Raw genomic sequence first — 16,341 nt, 5'->3', positions numbered from 1 at the left:
CCTAAATTGTTGTTTTTAAATACGAGAAATTTTGTTATGAATGCAGCAGAAATTTTAGCCAAACTTACTCAACAAGGTGTATTATTTTGGGCAGAAAATAGCAAACTTAATATTCGTTCTCCCCAAGGTGTAATTACTCCAGAAATGCAATTAGAAATAGCTAGATATAAAGCAGATATTTTAGCATTAATTCAGGAAATGAATGTTACAGATAACTATACTAATCAAAGTTTAATTCAAGGAATTAGTTTACAAACTATTGGTAAGTTAATTGGTGGTTTTTCTGGAGAATCACCCATTGGATACCAACCTCCAATTATTAATGCTAAATTCATGGCTGAAAATTTGAAGGTTACTTTTAGACCTTTGCCTGATTATTATGAAAATAAAGCTATTATTAGATTTCGTCAACAATTAATTTTCTATTTGCAAAAGCATGGTGTGAAAGTAATTCCCTGGAAAGAAGCGACAATGGAATTACAACATACTATGAAAATCCCTATTATTAACTGGCATCAATCTTTAAAAATGCAGGTAGTCAAAGCAGATATTGCTGCTATTGTAGACGTGGAAAGACCAAATTCATGGTTAAGGAAATTAGGAATAATTATCGCTGAAAGTTGGTATAAATTATCTTATAGATGGCTAAAGGAAAAACAACAAATGTCTGTTGTGCAAATTGCTAAATTGAGTAGTTGGGCTGAAGATCACGCAGCTAAATATGTGGAAGATCCTACAAATACACAAGTGGTAATCTTGACTGATATAGATGATAAATTTGTTAGCCCAACTACACCTTATACAGAAAAAATTCCCATGGGGATAAATACACTAGTGAAAACTTTTTCAGAAGTTGTTATTGGTATATCCCATGAAAAATTTTCTATTCTGAATATGAATCTCTCTGATTCTAACTTTAATCAGGATGAAGTTGAGGATTTTGCCTTAAAATCTCTGATTCCTAAGATATTTGTCCCTATTACTCCTCTATTAATTAACCGTTTTCAACTGGGAGAATATAATCCTCATTTATCAGATTATGCTCATAAATTGGTGAAAATGGGTGAAGAATTAGCATCTACAGGTTTATTTCCAGCGGGGTTTAAATTAGACAAAGTTATTAAAAGAAAATCCCATAGAGATATTGTCAATGTGATCGTTAATGGCAGAACAGGAGTATCTTATGGTTTTGTAGCTTATGCTGAACCTCCTCATTATGTAGGTAAACCAGAAATCACTATTGAGGAATGGGAAAACTTATTACCTGTACCCGGATTTAGTATTTATGAACTTCGTCAAAATCAAGAAGGTAGACGTTATCTAAAACTAAATATCAACGCAAAAAATAGATTTAAACAAATACCTGATATTTGGCTAGTTAGTTCTCGTTCTGGTGCAAATAAAACAGCTTTAAATATTGATTGTGATGTCCTTCGCATTGGGTTAAAAGATACATTACATCTGCAATTACCATTAGGAAATCAATCAAAAAAGGCAGATATTAAACCTTCCTATGATATCTATGTGATGTTAGCTATTAGTTTAGCAGCGGCTTTGTACACACCAGAATTAATTAAAAATGGTGCGCCCATAGTTCACTTTCATGGCTATCCTGATTTTGATTGGTTTCAAGACAATGAATACTGTGTGGGGATGAATAATCCTGCTGTACCTTGTGGAACTTATGAATCAGGAGTTTTAAACTTTTTAGGAATTGCTAATTTAGGCGATCAAATCATTCATAATGTCAAATTAATTAGCTTAGTAGAACCAGATCATGGGACAAATTTTATTGCTAATGATTGGGAGTATTTAGTAAATAGGTTAAAGGCTGGGTGTGTGATTGGAGAAATTGAATTAGGTGGTAAAAATTTCCCCTCTCTGAGAAATCGGTGACAGGGAAAAGTCAGGGGAATAGGGGAAAAATTTCTTTCTTCTTTCTTCTGGCATTTTTTTTATTCCTGACTCCTGCTATATGCCGGCTGGGTAAATGTCCATCTTTGCGCCATTGAGGGAGAATTGTGGCACGATGGAGGCAGCCATGGCAATACTGCATCAACTTAGGTTATGATCCAAGACAAAAAAGTATTGTTAGCTGTGGGAAATTGTAATAAAATACTTATTTTCCCATTGTCAACGAAAATTTTGGCGGAAGGGACGTACTATCCTCTGAATGTTAGTTGATTGCAAAACACCCTATATACTCCCAACCTTGACTAGGAAATGAATCCAGAAAACTCAGAAACTTACCTAAATCATCCAACTTGGGGTTTGCTCTATAGGATCAGTATGGTTGATGAGAACCAGGATCTGTTTACCACGCTCTATGCCCAACGCCTATTTTTTCTGGTAACAAGTGAACTTAAAGTCCTGAAATTTCAGCCCATTGGCCGCACTGAAGCTAGAATGATGCTCGAAAATCGTTTACGTATTTTGCGCCGCAGTGGTAACTCCCAAGAGTATGATCAACTTCAAGGTGTATTTCAGCGCACGTTCCAATGACTAATTCCATTAGCGATAGCTTCGCTCACCGTAGGCAACGCCTTGCTAATATTCGCTCCTCACTACCCCCTACGGTGAGGTTGATTGCTGTGACAAAAAGAGTGTCTACTGAATTAATGCGGGAAGCATACACCGCAGGAATTCGTGATTTTGCCGAAAGTCGCATCCAAGAAGCTGCCAGTAAACAAGCCGAGTTACAAGATTTATCGGATATTACCTGGCACTTTATAGGACATCTACAAAGTAATAAGGCTAAAAAAGCCTTAGAACTATTTCAGTGGATTCACTCCGTAGATAACTTAGCACTAGCGCAACGTTTAAATACTCTAGCGCAAGAATTGGGAGTGACCCCAAAGGTATGCTTACAAGTCAAAATTCTCCCCGATGCGAATAAATCTGGTTGGATGATTCCAGAATTATTTGCTGACTTGGAAGCACTCAATCAATGTCAAAATTTACAAATTCAAGGTTTGATGACAATTCCGCCTCTAGGGTTGGAGGCTGAAGAAATCTTGAATGTGTTTAATAGTACCTACGAACTAGCGCGAACCATCCAATCACAAAATTGGTCAAATATTACAATGCAGCAGTTATCAATGGGGATGTCTGGAGATTACCAATTGGCAGTGCAAGCAGGGGCGACCATGGTAAGATTAGGTACAATATTGTTTGGACAACGTCCATAGATAACGCTGTAGCTGTGGTGGTCTAGAACGGATTGACAATCTTTCGAGAATCTATAATCTCCGCTATTGATATAGCGGTATGCAATTAAATTAGATACTAATTTTTATCGCAGAGGCTTGGACAATTAAGGGTTTTACTCTTAACTACTGAAGTCCGCCAGAATTGTCAAAAAATATCATAATCTCATAAATAATGCTGAATTGTAAAAGGGGTGTGACCACCTTTATTTTTAATTATCATTAGGCTATAATCTTAACTCATTGTTATAGATTCGTTAATGTACAAGCATTAACATCAATATCTGTTGATAATCTGTTGATAATTGATCATTTGTACTAAAGAATAAAGTAAGTAGTACAATTTCTAAGTCAAGCATCTACTATAGTTATGAATACTGGCTACAAGGGGCCGAAATGCAACTTATAGCCAGGAAAATTAGGGTAATTTTCATCCGGGAGTGTACAACATGGCCAATATATTTTCTAAACTCAGGGATTTTGTCGGTTTGAATGAGCAGGTAGAATACGAATACTACGAAGAAGAAGCCGATGCCGGCGATAATTATCAGAATGTCTATCAACAACCCAATCCTCAGCCAGCCCCACAGGAAACTAATCCTCCTCGACGTTGGCGGGAAAATCCACCTGCAACTACAGATGAAGTAGCACCAACAGTATCCAAACCTATGAGTAATGTTATTGGTATGCCCGGCGCAATTAATGGAATATCTGAAGTTCTAGTTTTAGAACCTCGGACATTTGAAGAAATGCCCCAGGCAATTCAGGCCTTACGCGAACGCAAATCAGTAGTATTAAACTTGACGATTATGGACCCGGATCAAGCTCAACGAGCAGTTGACTTTGTTGCCGGTGGTACTTATGCCTTAGACGGACATCAAGAGCGAATTGGCGAAAGCATCTTCTTATTTACCCCCAGTTGCGTACAAGTTAGCACCCAAGGCGGTTTAGTACATGAAGTACCGATTAACCAAGCCCGTCCTGCCCGTCCAGCAGCTACAGCAACTTCAGCTTGGGGAAATGAACCCACTCGCATGGCACAGTAGCGCTAAATTAGTCATTAGTTCATAGTTTTAAATCCCCAATTAATTGTATTCGCCCTAGCGTTTCCTAAACAAGGATAATTAACTATTAAGAATTGACTACTAACTAGTGACTAATGACAATGAATATAAAATTTGGCTTAATTGGTGGTGGGATAATGGCAGAAGCCCTATTATCCCGCCTTATTGCAATTGGTACTTATCAACCATCAGAAATTATAGTCAGCGAACCCCAAGGGGAACGCCGCAGCTATTTAGAACAGAAATATGGGATATCTGTAACTACAGATAATAGTCGGGTTTTAGGGGAAGCACAGGAAGCTGTTATGTTGGCAGTCAAACCCCAGATATTTACTACTGTAGCTCAGGAATTAGCAGATATTTCCCCGGCAGAAAATTCACCTGTAATCATTTCTATACTGGCGGGTGTAAATTTAAAACAATTGGAAGCAGCCTTTAGCCAATTCCCGATAATTCGGTCTATGCCTAATACTCCCGCCACAGTAGGCGCGGGAATAACGGCGATTTCTTTAGGTGCTTATACTTACGCTAGTCATAAACAAATAGCAGAAAAGATTTTTGCCGCTGTGGGGGAAGTGGTGGAAGTTCCCGAAACCTTGATGAATGCAGTTACAGGCTTGTCTGGGAGTGGACCTGCTTATGTGGCATTGATGATCGAGGCTTTAGCTGATGGTGGTGTTGCTGTGGGTTTAAATAGAGCAATGGCACAACAACTAGCTATACAAACAGTATTAGGAACAGCTAAACTGTTACAAGAAACCAAAATCCATCCCGCTGAACTCAAAGACAGAGTTACCAGCCCTGGGGGTACGACTATTGCTGGTGTTAGCGCGTTGGAAAAGGCCAGTTTCCGTTCTGCTGTTATGGAAGCTGTTAAAGCCTCGAAAGAACGCGCTCAGGAATTGGGGAATGGTTGATAGGTGAGGTGAATGTTTCTATTTTTATGGTAGCAAGTACATCATCAGAAATCAGTGAATCATTTCCTTTAAAGCTATATTAATTATTTCTTCACTAACTCCATGATGTTTTAAGTTTTCAATAAAAGTAGAAATTCCCTGATTACGACTTTCTAAATAATATAATATTGTGGCAATGGGGGAGGGAGGATCAATAGGATAATTTTGTTGTTCATAAACTTCTACTAAGGTGGTTAAAATATCTAATTTTTCATATTCTGGTGTATTAGGTTGAGCATCAAAAATTTGTTCAATTGCTTTTAATGCTTGTTGATAATCTGTTTATGTTCTAATGGGTTTTAAGTTCATAATATCAAACCTCCTTCCAGGGAATAAATTCCTTCTCTAATATAGAAAAGTCGGTTTTAACCGACTTATGAAAAAAAGTAAGTTTCTCACCCACAATCATCATAGCAAAATCATGTCCAACTAGATAAACGGGGAACTTTTATTAGTTCTTGACTGAGACTATCATGAAGATGACCATTAGTGGCTAAAATTCTCCCTGATTCAATTTTGATCGGAGTCCCATCATAAGCAGTGACCTTTCCTCCCGCTTCCTGAACCAGTATTATTCCAGCCACAACGTCCCAAGGAGCTATTCCTCTCTCCCAATAACCATCAAGTCGTCCACAGGCTACATAGGCTAAATCTAAGGCGGCTGCACCACCACGACGCACACCCTGGGTAAGATGGGTCAGATGACAAAATTCAGCATAATTATTATCAGCGGTTTCTCGACGATCATAAGCAAATCCACTGGATAACAGGCTTTTATTTAATTCTGCTGTTTGGGAAACATGAATAGGACGACGGTTACGGGTTGCACCTAAACCCGCCCCAGCCTGAAATAATTCATCACGAAAAGGGTCATAAATTACTCCTACTTTGGGTACACCCTGAATCAATAAGCCAATGGAAACAGCAAAACAAGGATATTGATGGGCGTAATTAGTTGTACCATCGAGGGGGTCAATAGCCCAGAGAAAATCATGGTCTTGATTTCCCAGTTTTCCCGACTCTTCTGCTAAAATTGAGTGTTGGGGAAAATGACGACGCAAGACTTCTAAAATTACCTGTTCTGAGGCTTTATCAGCAGCAGTAACTAAGTCACCCGGACGGCCTTTTTCGGTGATTGTGTTTTCTAATTTACCTAAATAATCTTGTAAAACTACACCTGCGGCCAGGGCTGCTTCTGTAGCAATATCTAGAAAAATTTGCATATTTGTTAGTTGTCAGTTGTCAGTGGATTTAACGATAAAGACGACGATACTCTCCAGGAGTGATTCGCATAGGTTGATCAGGGTTCCAGATACCTTTCCCCATGATTCTGGCCCATTGTTGGGCGTGTTCCAAACGTTGGTTATATTTATTATTAGGCGATCGCGCCACAAATAAAGCATATCCTTGTTTAATGATTTCTTCGTTTAACAATAGTTGATCTTTCCATACATAAGCTAAGGTACGGTTAAATTTATCCTTGTTTTCTAGGTCAAATTCCAGTTTTAGAGATTGATTTACACCACCAATCAAGGTTTCTAGTGTTTTTTTTGCATCCTCCCCCCAAGGAGTTTGACCCAGATCTGGAGCGTCTAAACCAATTAATCGGATTTGGGAGGTTAAATTGGGTTGTGTTTCCATTCCCAACACTTCCAAAGTTTGTCCACTCACAACCCGCGCTAATTTGACATCAGAGGGAATTGTTGCGGATTTATTTTGGCTTTGACAACTCACCAAAAATAACAAACTCAACAATATAATTATTTTTATTTTTGTCGCAGGAATGCGAAGACGGAATACAATAGAGATCGTCCTCGCCATGAAATTTGTTAACTTGAACACAGAAAAAGTATTAGTCCTCATCTAAGGGTAAACCCGCTTTAACTCTACCTTTACCAAAGAAGCGCCCAAATTGAAGTTCATAAACTTCATCTTCGTCTTGTGTTTCTACTTCTAAATCAGAACGGGCGTAACTTACACATAATAAGGCGTACCCTTGACGGCGTAAAGCAGGGGAAAGGCCAATGGCTTCTGGTTGATAAATTTCTCCTGATACAACTCTCACCGCACAGGTTGTACAAGCCCCATTACGACAAGAAAAGGGGAGTTCAGCCCCGTTATGTTCAGCAGTGTGCAAAATATAACGGTCTTCGGGAACTTCCAGGGTATGGGATATACCAGTTTGGCGATTATAAACTTTAATGGTGTGGGTTTGAACCATTTTGATTTTTAGCTTTTCCGCTGAGGGGGTGTCAAAGTCTATTATAAGAAAATAGGTGGAAAACCCGGCATTTTCAGGTCAGGGAGTCATGAAAAAAAATATTTTTTTAAAATGCTTGCTTTTTTGAAAATTCTGTTGTAGGATTGTAAAGCGAGACACCTGGAGAGGTGGCCGAGTGGTTGAAGGCGCAGACCTGGAAAGTCTGTTATGCAGTAATGTATACGAGGGTTCGAATCCCTCCCTCTCCGTTCCTAAGTGACAAAAAAGTTCGATTTGATGATGACTAGCTTAGGTAAGAATCACTTATTTATAACTGTAAAAATATGAATAAGTGGCTACCGTTAAATCTGAAATTACAAAAGCTCCGGGTTAAATTACTCAATGACCCCTACTATCGTTTACAATCCGGTGAAGAAGTGCAAATAGCGGCTGAATTGGGTTTGGGGATTGATGCTAATCAAGCGACGGTGGATGATTGGTTGCGTTTACCTGGGTTATCAATTCATCAATGCCGATCTTTGGTGGAACTTTCCCGCGCTGGTGTAGTATTTTATTGTCTTGAAGATGTGGCTGCGGCTTTGGGTGTACCAGTGCAGCGATTAGAACCACTAAAACCTCTGTTAAGATTTAACTATTATGACAATTATTCTTTAGATAAACCCCAACTAATTAATCCCAATACAGCGACGGTTGAGGGGTTGTGTAAAATTCCTTTTATTGATTTATCCCTCGCACAGACAGTTATAGAAAACAGACTGGCTGCTGGTCCTTACCTAAGTTTACTGGATTTCCAAAAACGGTTAGAATTATCAGGGGAAGCGATCGCTCAGTTAATGTATTATTTGCGATTTTAGTTAGTTGTCAATAAATGAACACAAGTTGGTACAATTCTGTTGTAGAACATCGTCAAAGGGTTTTACATAATTTAGCAGATACCCTAAATGCCGGGTTTGTGTACAGGAAGAGAGTGAGTATCCTGTGGTCTTTTTGGGATGGAGGAAATTCGGGCTTACGCAAAATATCTCTCAAACCCTCTTAAATTCCTGTTCTTTGCGTTCTTCGTGGTTCATTCTTCCGTAATTTATACGTAAATTTATATGTAAGTTCTGTTATTCTATATCATTCATAAATCTGATCAGCAAACCTATTTATCATTTTTTATGTATTATAAATATAACTTATATAAAATCTACAATACTTTTAATATTCAGAACTTAGGAAAATTCAACTTGAGATTTTCTTAACAATTAATTGAGAATAATTTTTATTTAGCAACGAGCTTGCAATACTTTCGGCGATTTGCTAGAATTATTGAGAATTTCATAATTGGGTTACTATTGTCAATTTTGTACCCTGCTAAAAGGATGATCTGTAAAAGTCTTTATTTATAGTCGTTTCAGAGATAAATTTTGAAAAAATATACAAAACTTTACAAATTAGGAGTGGTTTGAAAGAGTCAATTGGGGAAAAATTATTCAGCAAATCATGTACTTTGACTAGTAGAACAAATATACCATTGACAAATAGGTTAACTTATGGTATGTAGGGTGTGTTAGCGATTAGTAACGCACCATATTATCAAATCATTTAAATTGTCTAATGTGCGGTTATGAATAATTGAATCTTGATCATATCCCATCAATCACAGGATAATTTGATGATGTAGAGACGTTTCATGAAACGTCTCTACAACGTGGTTCAGCTACATGATACCAGAAGCTACGCTAAGGTAGTGATAAAGTTATTGGGTCCTAAAGTACCAATTAAACCTGTCACCTCAATAATGGCATCCGTAGTGGCATTAAATCCTGCGGTAGCGTCATTAATAGCGACAAAAGTACGGGTATTAGCACCAGTACCAAAGGTAAATTGAGCAGCAGAGTTAGCTATAAAAGCAGTAGGAGTTAACTTAGCTGTAATGCTTGCTGTATTAAGTGCTATCACAGATCCGGCATTAGGGACGACTGTGCTACGGGCAGTGGAAACAAGGAATAAATCATTGTTATTAGTAGCATTGAAGTCAGTAATCACATCAAAGTTACTGTTATTGATATTGTTACTGAAAACAGAATCAGCTAAAACACGGTAGTCAAAACGGTCTACTCCCAACCCTCCAGTCAGAGTATCTTTTCCCAGCCCCCCGGTTAAGGTGTTGTTAGCACCGTTACCAGTAATGACGTTATTAGCTGCGTTCCCTATACCGTTAATGGCTGCTGCTCCTGTTAGGGTCAGGTTTTCCACGTTAGCAGGCAAAACAGTGTAAGTAACACTAGATTGAATGGCATCTATACCACCGTTGGCACTTTCCGTAATAGTGTCAGTGGTGCTATCAACAATGTAAATATCATTGCCTAAACCACCAATTAAGGTATCTATACCAGCACCACCGTCAAGGGTATTATCAGCACCGTTACCCGTGATGACGTTATTACCCGCGTTACCAGTACCGTTAATAGCTGCTCCTGTTAGGGTCAGGTTTTCCACGTTGGGAGCAGTAGCAAGAGTAAAAGTGACACTAGATTCAATAGTATCTGCACCCTCCTCCAGTTCCTCCGTAATGATATCAGTTGTACTATCAACAACGTAAGTATCATTACCATCTCCACCAATCAAAGTATCAATACCCGCACCACCATTAAGGGTGTTATTGATTTCATTACCTGTAATGATGTTATTACCAGCATTCCCTGTGCCATTGGCAGCCGTTCCTATCAGGTTCAGGTTTTCAATATTTGCAGAGAGAGTATAGTTAGTGGTGGTGTAAGCCGTATCCATGCCTTCGTTGGCATTTTCAATAATGCTGTCACTGCTATTATCAACGAAGTAAATATCACTGCCTAAACGACCAATCAAAGTATCAATACCCGCATCACCGTCAAGGACATTATCGGCAGCGTTACCTGTGATGGTGTTATTAGCAGTGTTACCAGTACCGTTAATTGCTGCTGTTCCTGTCAGGATCAGGTTTTCGATATTCTCAGAGAGATCATAATCAGCGGTGCTGTTAACCGTATCCGTGCCAGCGGCGGCATTTTCAGTAATGCTGTCACTGCTATTATCAACGAAGTAAATATCATCGCCTAAACCACCAATCAAATCATCAATACCTTCACCCCCATTCAGGGTGTCATTACCTGCTCCACCATCAAGGGTATTATCAGCACCGTTACCCGTGAGGACGTTATTAGCTGCGTTACCTGTACCGTCAATGGCTGCTGTTCCTATGAGAGTCAGATTTTCAACGTTGGTAGCAAGAGTCGAAGTAACACTAGTAGATTGAGTATCTGTACCACCGTTGGTAAGTTCTGTAATGGTGACAGTGGTGCTATTTACAATGTAGATATCATCACCTACTCCACCAATCAAATTATCATTACCTGCTCCACCATCAAGGGTGTCATTACCTGCTCCACCAGTTAAGGTATTATTAGCACCATTACCCGTGAGGACGTTACTAACTGTGTTACCAGTACCGTTAATGGCTGCTGCTCCTGTTAGGGTCAGGTTTTCCACGTTAGCAGGCAAAACAGTGTAAGTAACACTAGATTGAATGGCATCTATACCACCGTTGGCACTTTCCGTAATAGTGTCAGTGGTGCTATCAACAATGTAAATATCATTGCCTAAACCACCAATTAAGGTATCTGTACCAGCACCACCGTCAAGGGTATTATCAGCACCGTTACCCGTGATGACGTTATTACCCGCGTTACCAGTACCGTTAATAGCTGCTGTTCCTGTCAGGGTCAGGTTTTCCACGTTGGGAGCAATAGTGTAAGTAACACTAGATTGAATGGCATCTATAATACCACCGCTGGAATTTTCAGTAATGATATCATTTGCGTCATCTACGATGTAAGTATCATTACCCAAACTACCGATTAAGGTATCTGTACCTGCACCACCATCAAGGGTGTCATTACCTGCACCACCATTGAGGGTGTTATTACCACTATTACCCGTGATGACGTTATTAGCTACGTTACCCGTACCGTTAATGGCTGCTGTTCCTGTGAGAGTCAGATTTTCGATGTTCGGCCTGGCAGCAATAGAGTAGGTGACACTGGATTGAATTCCATCTGTACCTTCATTGGCACTTTCCACAATAATGTCAGTGCTACTATCAACAATGTAAATATCGTTGCCTGTACCACCAATTAAGGCATCAATACCCCCACCACCATCAAGGGTGTCGTTACCCGCTCCACCGTTGAGGGTATCATTACCAGTTATGGTTTCAATGATGCCTCGTAAAGTGCTACTACCGTAGTCATTCCATGTACCAGCACCACCGAAATTCATCCCCACATAATCTTCATTCCCGGAATTATTTGGTTCATCTGGATACCAATTAGTGTAAGTAGAGGTTTCACCACTCACCCACTTAAACTCGCCTTCTGTCACCTCATCTGTCAAACCAATCCACAGTTGTTCACCACCAAAGGTAGTGACTAACCAATCCTGCTCGCCTTGATCATTGATGGTGACAAGATTTCCCCCTAAACTCTGTGCCTGAGTTTGAGCTTGTTGCCATGATCCAGCAGTGCTTAACAGATATGTATTACCATTGTAGTTAAATAAGGTAGATCCGCCGTAATCTGCGACATCCCCATATAGCATATCATTACCCGCACCACCATTGAGGGTGTTATTACCACTATTACCCCTAATGGTATTATTACCAGCGTTACCCGTACCGTTAATCGCTGTTGTTCCTGTTAAGGTCAGGTTTTCGATGTTCGGCCTGGCAGCAATAGAGTAGGTGAAACTGGATTGAATTCCATCTATACCCTCATTGGCATTTTCCGTAATGATGTCAGTGGCGCTATCTATAATATAGATATCATCACCTAAACCACCAATTAAGGTATCTGTACCCGCACCACCATTGAGGGTGTCGTTACCCGCAGCACCATTGAGGGAGTCATTACCAGCATTACCAGAGAGTTGGTTATTTTGAGTATCACCAATAATGGTGTCATTTTGACTTGTTCCCAGAACATGATCAAAATTGGTGACTGTGAATGTTCCGACACCATTGATAGTCAATTGTTGGGTTTGTAAATTGAAGTTGAGAGAGGCTGCATCCTCCGCAGTAGACACATCAATGGTATTATTAACCGGACTGGCATCAGCAATAATTGTCTCTACTGAAATCAGTTGATCATTTCCCAGTCCACCACCTTTAGTGATGATTCCTGTGGGTGAAAAAGTTATACTTTGACCAAGTTGGCTATAGTCTGCTGTGTCATTACCTGCTCCACCATCTAGGGTGTCGTCACCCGCACTACCTTTGAGGGTGTCATTGCCACCAAAACCACTAACAGTGTTATCAAGTATATTACCATCAAGGGTGTTATTACTATCATTACCATCGATGATGCCTTCCTCGGCTTCAATTGAGAGAGACCAACCACCATCAACATTTCCCATATCACCACGAGTATCATCCACGATGTAGAGCCGCCACTCACCGTTCGGGTCAGTACCGTTAAAAACAGAAAAGTCTGTATTGTAAGGTCCTGCGGGGGCAGGAGAGTCAAAAAAGTCGGGGTCATCAAAACCATCAAAATCAAAATTAGTTGGCCGATAAGTACCACTGCTAATGGCATCAAAATCAGAAAGACTAGAAGTGGCAGTGGCATCAAAAGTCAAAGTAACGTTGGTTAAATCGCTACTGCCCCCTACATCAGACATCAGGATGCTGTTCGCGCCCGTTGGACTTACTAAAAGCACATCAATGTCATTTGTCCAGGCATGGTTGAGGTTGGTCAGGGTGACTGTTAGCTTAGTCAAGCTACCACTGATTCCAGAAACATTGATAATTGAAGGATAAGGATCACTTGCCCCGCCGTCTGGAATAGAGATGAAGTTAGTGTTACTGAAAGTTGAAATTGCCATGGAGATAACCCTGTGTATTGTGAATGGTTATTTTCTCAATATTATCATACCTGAGAGATAGTTTTGTACTGAGTTTGTACTGAGTTTGTACTGAGTTTGTACTGAGTTTGTAATCGCCTGGATAGCAATAGGATTTAAATATCTATCTTTAGATAGATGATAAATCAGCCTTAAAGTACATAGTTGACATTTACTTACTTGATCTATTAGCTTGGAAAAAGACAATTAACGTTATAAGTAATTGCGTAAAATACCAACATCCCACCATATAGGTGAATAACTAAGTGAACAACTACTTAACAAAAATCAATGTCAAGATCACTGAGAGTTCGTCATGACTGCATTGCCAAAGTAAAATTAGCAGTTACAGACAACGGATACCCTAACCAAAGAGTTTTAGCTCGTGATACAGGATTATCCTTATCGACAATTAGTAATTTCCTGACTGGTAAACCTGTTAGCTATCATAGTTTTGAACGAATGTGTCGTATATTAAATCTAGATTGGCAAGAAATTACTACCAATATTCAAGTAATATCTACCCTCCCGCATACGCACAAATACGCAAAAAAAAAACCAAATTCCAATCAATTTCTAGACTGGGGAACTGCAATTGATATTTCAGAATTTTACGGATATAGCCAAGAACTGACACAATTACAGTCATGGATTTTAGAAGATGGTTGTCGCTTACTAGGATTATTCGGTATGGGTGGAGTTGGAAAAACAACTTTAGCTACTCAACTAGCAAAACAAATTCAAGATCAATTTGATTACGTTTTTTGGCGTTCTGTGCCTACTATCTTATCCTTTGATGAGATGATCACTGATATGCTTTCCTTGGTGTCCAATTACAAGGAAAGTAAACCCGACATTAATCGAGTTATGTATTATTTGCGTACCCGTCGTTGTTTAATTATCTTGGATGACATCGAAATAGTTTTAGACAAGTTTGATAGCAAGTATAATCATTTTATCCAAATAATTGCGGAAACCAATCATCAAAGCTGTCTAATTTTTACCAGTCGAAATCAACCCATTGAATTCAGCTTACTGGAAAACTGGTCATCCTCAGTACGTTCTTTGAAGTTGTTTGGTTCTTTAGTAGTAGCGTTTTCTTTGATACAATCAAAACAACTATTGGGGACAGAACAACAAAAATATGAACTATGTGATTTATGTGATAATAATCCTTTAAAAATTAAAATAGTTGTTAATGCGATCATCAAATTATTTAATGGTGATATTGACAAATATCTCACACATACAGCAAGTTGAGCTTGAGTGAAGTACAGTTTGTGCAGGCAAGATGGCCGCTCCACAAGAGTTTTATTATTAATATTTGTACTTCATAAGATAGGGAACTGCTGTAATAAGTAGGGTTTGCTCAAACCAATATAAAATATGATTGAGTGCCTAGAAATCACGGCTATACAAACTAGCAAAAAATTCAGGATTTCAACCTAATCAAGTCCACGTAAATCATTAAAAGCGATCGCTTTACAAAGGCTAATACATATATAATTCTAAATCATCTCTATAAAATCCTCTTTTCCTGGTGCGTTTTGAGTTTATTGTTTCCGTTATCACTACTTATAACTGAGTTCACAATAAATCATAATTAAAACTTATATAAAATCTATAATACTTTTAATATTCAGAACTTAGGAAAATTCAACTTGAGATTTTCTTAACAATTAATTAAGAATTATTTTTATTTAGCAACGAGCTTGCAATACTTTCGGCGATTTGCTAGAATTATTGAGAATTTCATAATTGGGTTACTATTGTCAATTTTACACCCTGCTCAAAAGATGATCTATAAAAGTCTTTATTTACAGTCCTTCCAGAGATCAATTTTGAAAAAATATACAAAACTTTACAAATTAGGAGTGGTTTGAAAGAGTCAATTGGGAAAAAATTATTCAGCAAATCATGTACTTTGACTAGTAGAACAAATATACCATTGACAAATAGGTTAACTTATGGTATGTAGGGTGTATTAGCGATTAGTAACGCACCATATTATCAAATCATGTAAATTGTCTAATGTGCGGTTATGAATAATTGAATCTTGATCATATCCCATCAATCACAGGATAATTTGATGATGTAGAGACGTTTCATGAAACGTCTCTACAACGTGGTTCAGCTACATGATACCAGAAGCTACGCTAAGGTAGTGGTAAAGTTATTAACTGTCAGAGTACCAGTTAAACCTGTCACCTCAATAATGGCATCCGTAGTGGCATTAAATCCTGCGGTAGCGTCATTAATAGCGACAAAGGTACGGGTATTAGTACCAGTACCAAAGGTAAATTGAGCAGCAGAGTTAGCTGTAAAAGCAGTAGTAGTTAACTGAGCTGCAATTCCGGTTGCATCAAGTGTTGTCACAGTTCCGGCATTAGAGAATCCGCTGTTGGTAGTAGTAACAAGGAACAAATCATTGCCAGCATTAGCATTGAAGTCAGTAATCACATCAAAGTTACCGAAAAGAGAATCAGCTAAAGTGCGGTAGTCAAAACGGTCTACTCCCAACCCTCCAGTTAGAGTATCTTTTCCCAGACCCCCGGTGAGGATGTCATTACCCGCACCACCATCAAGGGTGTTATTAGCACTGTTACCTGTGATGACGTTATTAGCTGCGTTACCTGTACCGTTTATGGCTGTTGTTCCTGTTAATGTCAGGTTTTCCACGTTAGCAGCCACAATAGTGTAAGTAACACTGGCTTGAATGGTATCTGTACCCTCGTTGGCACTTTCGGTAATGGTATCAGTGGTGCTATCTACAATGTAGATATCATCACCTGTACCACCAATTAAGGTATCTGTACCAGCACCACCATCAAGGCTGTTATTAGCGCCGTTACCAGTAATAACGTTATTAGCTGCGTTACCAGTACCGTTTATGGCTGCTGTTCCTGTTAATGTCAGGTTTTCGACGTTAGCAAGAGCCGCAATAGTGTAAGTAACACTAGATTGAATGGTATCTG

13 protein-coding genes and 1 tRNA gene are annotated in these 16,341 nt (G+C 39.0%); 9 read left to right on the top strand and 5 right to left on the bottom strand.

The features are described from left to right. Nucleotides 1-36 precede the first annotated feature (36 nt). The 5 genes from FFO06_RS03600 (at nt 37) to proC (ending at nt 5,187) form a co-directional block, all read left to right on the top strand. Entirely contained in the window at nt 37-1,896 is a 1,860-nt protein-coding gene (locus tag FFO06_RS03600) for a TubC N-terminal docking domain-related protein (RefSeq protein ID WP_162501168.1), read from the top strand. Nucleotides 1,897-2,223: 327 nt separating this feature from the next. Next, complete coding sequence (gene pipX, locus FFO06_RS03595; protein WP_028082939.1) at nt 2,224-2,502, top strand: transcriptional coactivator PipX; 279 nt, start codon at nt 2,224-2,226, stop codon at nt 2,500-2,502. Then, nucleotides 2,499-3,188: a YggS family pyridoxal phosphate-dependent enzyme gene (locus tag FFO06_RS03590; RefSeq protein ID WP_137906794.1), complete on the top strand. Its 690-nt coding sequence runs from the start codon at nt 2,499-2,501 to the stop codon at nt 3,186-3,188. The genes pipX and FFO06_RS03590 overlap by 4 nt, the downstream gene beginning before the upstream one ends. A 467-nt stretch (nt 3,189-3,655) precedes the next feature. Then, entirely contained in the window at nt 3,656-4,252 is a 597-nt protein-coding gene (locus FFO06_RS03585) for a cell division protein SepF (protein ID WP_137906793.1), read from the top strand. Nucleotides 4,253-4,371: 119 nt separating this feature from the next. Beyond that, on the top strand, nt 4,372-5,187 hold the full coding sequence (gene proC / locus FFO06_RS03580) for a pyrroline-5-carboxylate reductase (protein WP_137906910.1): 816 nt from the start codon (nt 4,372-4,374) through the stop codon (nt 5,185-5,187). A 458-nt stretch (nt 5,188-5,645) separates the two neighbouring features. Here the strand turns inward: proC and FFO06_RS03570 are convergent, their stop codons facing one another. Genes FFO06_RS03570 through FFO06_RS03560 form a run of 3 tightly spaced genes read right to left on the bottom strand, consistent with a single transcriptional unit; the run spans nt 5,646 to nt 7,447 of the window. Next, entirely contained in the window at nt 5,646-6,449 is an 804-nt protein-coding gene (locus FFO06_RS03570) for an inositol monophosphatase family protein (RefSeq protein WP_137906792.1), read from the bottom strand. A gap of 28 nt (nt 6,450-6,477) precedes the next feature. Next, on the bottom strand, nt 6,478-7,047 hold the full coding sequence (locus FFO06_RS03565; RefSeq protein ID WP_228036446.1) for a thermonuclease family protein: 570 nt from the start codon (nt 7,045-7,047) through the stop codon (nt 6,478-6,480). 31 nt (nt 7,048-7,078) lie between these two features. Next, nucleotides 7,079-7,447: a 2Fe-2S iron-sulfur cluster-binding protein gene (locus FFO06_RS03560; RefSeq protein ID WP_028082833.1), complete on the bottom strand. Its 369-nt coding sequence runs from the start codon at nt 7,445-7,447 to the stop codon at nt 7,079-7,081. Between the two features lie 161 nt (nt 7,448-7,608). Here FFO06_RS03560 and FFO06_RS03555 point away from each other — a divergent pair. The 3 genes from FFO06_RS03555 to FFO06_RS21435 all read left to right on the top strand — a co-directional run bounded on the left by FFO06_RS03555 (nt 7,609) and on the right by FFO06_RS21435 (nt 8,486). Beyond that, nucleotides 7,609-7,695, top strand: a tRNA-Ser gene (locus FFO06_RS03555). Nucleotides 7,696-7,770: 75 nt separating this feature from the next. Further along, on the top strand, nt 7,771-8,301 hold the full coding sequence (locus tag FFO06_RS03550) for a ComEA family DNA-binding protein (RefSeq protein ID WP_137906790.1): 531 nt from the start codon (nt 7,771-7,773) through the stop codon (nt 8,299-8,301). Nucleotides 8,302-8,315: 14 nt separating this feature from the next. Continuing rightward, the gene (locus tag FFO06_RS21435) at nt 8,316-8,486 is read left to right on the top strand and encodes a hypothetical protein (RefSeq protein WP_201275412.1); all 171 of its coding nucleotides are present in this window, start codon (nt 8,316-8,318) and stop codon (nt 8,484-8,486) included. A 680-nt stretch (nt 8,487-9,166) separates the two neighbouring features. On the opposite strand, the gene FFO06_RS21835 is transcribed toward FFO06_RS21435, so the two are convergent. After that, nucleotides 9,167-13,348 (bottom strand): beta strand repeat-containing protein, encoded by a 4,182-nt coding sequence (locus FFO06_RS21835; protein ID WP_137906789.1) that lies wholly within the window; start codon nt 13,346-13,348, stop codon nt 9,167-9,169. 309 nt (nt 13,349-13,657) lie between these two features. On the opposite strand from FFO06_RS21835, the gene FFO06_RS03535 reads away from it, so the two are divergent. Continuing rightward, on the top strand, nt 13,658-14,626 hold the full coding sequence (locus tag FFO06_RS03535) for an XRE family transcriptional regulator (protein ID WP_137906788.1): 969 nt from the start codon (nt 13,658-13,660) through the stop codon (nt 14,624-14,626). Between the two features lie 891 nt (nt 14,627-15,517). On the opposite strand, the gene FFO06_RS03530 is transcribed toward FFO06_RS03535, so the two are convergent. Next, nucleotides 15,518-16,341, bottom strand: an 824-nt coding sequence (locus FFO06_RS03530) for a calcium-binding protein (RefSeq protein ID WP_137906787.1), incomplete at its 5' end; no start/stop codon positions are given.

It is taken from the genome of Dolichospermum planctonicum, assembly GCF_005402965.1.
Taxonomy (GTDB): Bacteria; Cyanobacteriota; Cyanobacteriia; order Cyanobacteriales; family Nostocaceae; genus Dolichospermum; species Dolichospermum planctonicum.
The sequence above is the reverse complement of the archived record's forward strand: the minus strand, read 5'-3'. Positions and strand labels throughout refer to the sequence as shown.

Coding starts and splice junctions, on each gene's coding strand:
- FFO06_RS03550 (WP_137906790.1), top strand. CDS start 7,771: ATGAATAAGTGGCTACCGTTAAATCTGAAATTACAAAAGCTCCGGGTT.
- FFO06_RS21435 (WP_201275412.1), top strand. CDS start 8,316: ATGAACACAAGTTGGTACAATTCTGTTGTAGAACATCGTCAAAGGGTT.
- FFO06_RS03590 (WP_137906794.1), top strand. CDS start 2,499: ATGACTAATTCCATTAGCGATAGCTTCGCTCACCGTAGGCAACGCCTT.
- FFO06_RS03535 (WP_137906788.1), top strand. CDS start 13,658: ATGTCAAGATCACTGAGAGTTCGTCATGACTGCATTGCCAAAGTAAAA.
- FFO06_RS03585 (WP_137906793.1), top strand. CDS start 3,656: ATGGCCAATATATTTTCTAAACTCAGGGATTTTGTCGGTTTGAATGAG.
- FFO06_RS03565 (WP_228036446.1), bottom strand. CDS start 7,047: ATGGCGAGGACGATCTCTATTGTATTCCGTCTTCGCATTCCTGCGACA.
- FFO06_RS03560 (WP_028082833.1), bottom strand. CDS start 7,447: ATGGTTCAAACCCACACCATTAAAGTTTATAATCGCCAAACTGGTATA.
- FFO06_RS03570 (WP_137906792.1), bottom strand. CDS start 6,449: ATGCAAATTTTTCTAGATATTGCTACAGAAGCAGCCCTGGCCGCAGGT.
- pipX (WP_028082939.1), top strand. CDS start 2,224: ATGAATCCAGAAAACTCAGAAACTTACCTAAATCATCCAACTTGGGGT.
- FFO06_RS21835 (WP_137906789.1), bottom strand. CDS start 13,348: ATGGCAATTTCAACTTTCAGTAACACTAACTTCATCTCTATTCCAGAC.
- FFO06_RS03600 (WP_162501168.1), top strand. CDS start 37: ATGAATGCAGCAGAAATTTTAGCCAAACTTACTCAACAAGGTGTATTA.
- proC (WP_137906910.1), top strand. CDS start 4,372: ATGAATATAAAATTTGGCTTAATTGGTGGTGGGATAATGGCAGAAGCC.